3 protein-coding genes and 1 pseudogene are annotated in these 4,488 nt (G+C 35.4%); 3 read left to right on the top strand and 1 reads right to left on the bottom strand.

What is annotated here, in order from left to right:
- Together QWC74_RS14035 and QWC74_RS14030 are read left to right on the top strand one after the other, a co-directional pair.
- Positions 1-607 (top strand): RluA family pseudouridine synthase (locus QWC74_RS14035; RefSeq protein WP_288994262.1); only part of this gene is annotated, 607 nt, incomplete at its 5' end.
- A 24-nt stretch (positions 608-631) separates the two neighbouring features.
- A complete protein-coding gene (locus QWC74_RS14030; protein ID WP_006785244.1) occupies positions 632-1,903 on the top strand; it encodes a rhomboid family intramembrane serine protease in 1,272 nt (423 codons plus the stop codon).
- A 284-nt stretch (positions 1,904-2,187) separates the two neighbouring features.
- Here QWC74_RS14030 and rnhC read toward each other — a convergent pair whose 3' ends face one another.
- Positions 2,188-3,114, bottom strand: a complete 927-nt coding sequence (gene rnhC / locus QWC74_RS14025) for a ribonuclease HIII (protein ID WP_006785245.1) — start codon at positions 3,112-3,114, stop codon at positions 2,188-2,190.
- A 108-nt stretch (positions 3,115-3,222) separates the two neighbouring features.
- Here rnhC and QWC74_RS14020 point away from each other — a divergent pair.
- Positions 3,223-4,488 (top strand): annotated as a pseudogene (locus QWC74_RS14020) (endonuclease MutS2); the annotation flags it as partial.

Here is a 4,488-nt window from a genome sequence, read left to right as displayed (position 1 = left end):
TCCCGCACCAGGAAGTATGAGTGGGACGCTTGTCAATGGATTGATGGCCCAAGTGACGGATTTATCAGGTATTAATGGTGTTTTACGTCCAGGCATTGTGCATCGTATTGATAAAGATACATCTGGTTTATTAATGGTTGCTAAAAACGATGTGGCACATGAATCTCTTGTGAATCAATTAGTTGAAAAAACAGTCACTAGACGTTATGTTGCCCTTGTACATGGGGTGATTCCTCATGATAATGGAACGATTGATGCGCCGATTGGCCGTGATCCTAAAGACCGTAAGAAGATGGCGGTAGTAGAGTCAGGGAAGCATGCGGTTACGCATTTTAAAGTGTTACAACGTTTTAAAGAGTTTACGTTAATTGAGTGTCGTTTAGAAACAGGTCGCACTCATCAAATTCGTGTTCATATGAGATATATTGGGTATCCATTAGCAGGAGATCCTCAATATGGTCCACGTAAAACAATTGGTGCAGAACATGGACAATTTTTACATGCTAAAGTTTTAGGGTTTGTCCATCCTAAGACCGAAGAGTATATGGAATTCTCGGCACCGATTCCAACATATTTTGAAGAGGCATTAGCAAATCTTCAAAAATAAGCTTAAATATAAGGTGATAAGAAAATGGAAAAGCAAGGTGTGATGAAGGAGATTCGCTTAGATATTCAAAGTGAACTAACCATGAATATCGTGAATTATTTATTAGTAGAAGAAAATTACATTTATGTTGGAAATGAAAAAGAAATTTGGTTAGAGAATTTATCACATCCAACGGTGCAGCTCATATATATTAATCAACGAAGTTTGTTTAATGAAATGCAAGCCTCACAACTCATGAAACAAATTGATCGAGTTCGTTCGCGTGTCAGACGTCGTTATTTGTTATGGCGTCTGAACGTGGTGATTTTAAATATAGATACGGCAAGTTGTCAATATTTTAGTAATGTAAAAGACTGTGTTAAAATTATTGATATTCAGCGAGCAGACGATTTTACTCAAAATGAGGACATTAAACAATTTTACTCAAGTATTGAACGAGCGTCTTTGGAGCGTTCAATGAGTGAGTTGATTATTGAAATGCAACAAACATCGAAAGCTAAAGCTTTAAATGTAAGAAAAATGCTTGAGTTTCAATCTAAATCATTTGTGATTATTGGATTTTTAGCGCTTCTAGTCATCCTATTTTTAATGATTCAAATTCAACCGGTTAAAAATATTGGAACCGCTATCGAATTTGGAGCGAAATATAATCCATTAATTATAGCGGGAGAATATTGGCGCTTATTAACACCAAGTCTTATTCATTTACAATTATTCCATTTATTATTTAATGCTATTTTTATTTATCAATTTGGTAAAATAATTGAGCACCTATTTGGGTGGTGGCGACTCACTATTATCATCATTGGGTCTGCCTTTTTAGGAAATTTATTTAGTTTTGCTTTTATTGAAAATGTTTCTTTAGGAGCTTCTACCGTTGCTTATGGGTTACTCGGTGCCATGCTGTTTTTAGGAATTGAAAATAGAAAAATGTTTATGCATTTAGTAAAGGGAATGATTTTTCCCATTATGCTATTTTCAATTGTTTGGGCAATCATAGATCCAACGATTGACTTTTATGGTCATTTAGGAGGATTTTTAGGAGGGTTCTTAATTGCTTCAATTTTAGGACTTCCAAAAACTAAACAGTATTTATCACGAACAGCGTTAGCAACTGCCACCTATGTGTTATTAGTGATGGGACTTTTTACACGTGGAACACTTTTAACACAGCAAACGGATTATTCTGACTATAATATGGCGTTAATCTATTATTATTTACAAAATAATGAACCTGAAAAAGCAGCCCATTTTATTGATAAATTAGATGTTAAGTTAGAAGAAATAGTCAAATAAAAAGTATGAAAGTTTCAATTAGAACCTATTAGCTTACACTTGAAACAGTGTGTGGTTATAGGTTCTTTTATTTTATAAGATTTAAGTGGCAATCCATTTTGTATTCTTTAGCATCTTTTAAGCCCAACGTAGAAATTGAGAATTTCAATCCCAATAGAGAAGGAAAGTCGTCGAATAAAAAAGATGAACTCTGTAGGATGCAGAATTCATCTTTTAACTGTCATTTAATTCGCCTTTTTATAAAAGATCAGATTATTTTCATCTCAACTCTTTTATTCGAGGTTCTATTTTAAAATTTTATTTGTATTCGCAAAGTGCCATTTTGTTAAAGACTGAAGTGTTTCTTTTCCATGAAGTTTAACAAATTTTCGTCCTGCGATGTCGACCGGAGCACCTGCACCTTTTGGTAGTTCAAATTGATATTTTTTACTCATAATTTGCATGTATTTAACAAATGAGGCGCGAGCTAAAATTGAGGCAGCTGCTACCGCTACGTGAACCGATTCGCCTTTTTGAATAAAGTGAAGGTTTTCGCTGATGATGGTTGGTTGTTTAGGTAATTTCTTCAAATAGTCATAGTACTTTGCTTCATTAACGAACTCATCCATTATGATGAAATCAGGAAGGGAAGGGAGTGACGTGGTTAATTTCAATAAAGCTTGATTATGGAGATAGGCTTTAATTGAGTTTGCATTCATTCCTTTTTCAACCATGAGGTTATATTTTTCATTAGGTAGAACGAGGCATTGATGGGGAATCATCGTTTCAATTTGATGAGCCAGTTGACAAATCTCAGGATCTTTTAATGCTTTTGAATCTTTAATTCCCATTTCTTGAAGAAAAGCTATTTGATCTTTTTCAACAGACGCACAACAAACCACAATCGGTCCGAAGTAATCTCCTGTTCCAACCTCATCACATCCGATTGCTGAAAGCATAGCAATGTTGCTTGGGAGGGTTGACTTTTCATTTAAAGTTGATTTTTTAGGAGTCGTTGAAGTAGGTGAAGCCTTTTGCCATTTGTTTGCTTCAATCTCAGGATTCACCCCTTGAAATACCACTTTTTTGCTTAGATAAGCTGTAATGGTACAAGAAGTGGTCTTTGCTTGAAAAAGAGTATGATTTGGAATTTTAATAATTTGTTTTTCGTAATATTGGTACATTTTTTCTAGTATTTGTTGCGATACTGTTAAGGTAATTGTTGAAGCCATAGGGTCACCGTCCATTTAAATGTATACTATGATTTTAACAGAATTTGTGTTAAAATAACATCGTTAAAAATTTTTGCAAATTTTTTTTGCTAAAGTGGAGTGAGATTAGTGAAACAAGCTATTCAGATATTAGAATTTAATAAGATTAAACAAACGATTGAGTCGTTGTGTGCTTGTTCGCTTGGACAAAAACGCGTGGCTTTATTAAAGCCAACGACGATTGAAAAAGATGTGGAGTATGGATTAAATCAATCAGATGAAGCCTTAAGAATTATTTACGCGTTAGGAGAGGCTCCACTAGGTGGGGTATCTGATATTTCAGAGGCGATTGCGCGTGCGAAGATTTCAGCGATTCTATCTTCACAAGAGTTATTAGCGGTGAGCCGCTTACTTTATGCGGTGTCACAGATGAAATCTTTTGCAGAACGTTTAAATGAGATTAAAGTCGATGCCCCGATTTTTGCACATCATACGAATACGTTAGTCGCTTTATCGAGTTTACAAAATGCTATTAATGCGTGTATCGATGAGACAGGATATGTGATGGACAGTGCATCAGGTGAATTACGTAGTATTCGTCGTGCTATTCAAAGCACCGAATCTCGTATTAAAGAACGTCTAAATCAAGTCGTATCAGAGCGTCGTAGCAAATTGACAGATGGAATCGTAACGATTCGTAATGAACGTTATGTTGTTCCAGTTCGTGCAGATTATAAAAATACGTTTGGTGGAACGATTCATGATCAATCCTCATCAGGAAATACGTATTTTATGGAACCAAAAGAAGTGGTGGATTTAAATAATAAGTTGCAAGAGTGGCATGTAGAAGAACGCCGTGAGATTGAACGTATTTTACGTGAATTAACCGAAGAAGTGAAGAAGTTTGTCGACTTACTGTCATTAAATGTTGAGCTTCTTGGAGAAATTGACTTCATGTTTGCAAAAGGAAAGTATGCCCGTTTAATTAATGGAACGCGTCCTAAAATAAATACTAAAGGGATTATCCGTTTAGTGGCTGCTAGACATCCCTTAATTGATCAAAAGTCTGTTGTGGCTAATGACATCGAACTTGGAGATGAGTATACGACGATTGTAATCACAGGTCCAAACACAGGGGGGAAAACTGTTACGTTAAAAACGGTGGGATTACTAACGTTGATGGCACAAGCAGGTCTTTTAATTCCGGCACACGAGTCATCACAATTGGCTATTTTCGATCATGTTTTTGCTGATATTGGAGACGAACAAAGTATTGAACAAAGTTTATCAACGTTCTCATCTCATATGACAAATATCGTTAAAATTATGGAACGTTTAACAGTGAATAGCTTGATTTTATTTGATGAGCTAGGGGCAGGAACCGATCCGAAAGAA

Origin of the sequence: uncultured Turicibacter sp., from assembly GCF_938044715.1 — a bacterium.
GTDB lineage: Bacteria > Bacillota_I > Bacilli_A > MOL361 > Turicibacteraceae > Turicibacter > Turicibacter sanguinis.
This window is presented reverse-complemented; position numbering and strand designations above follow the sequence as displayed.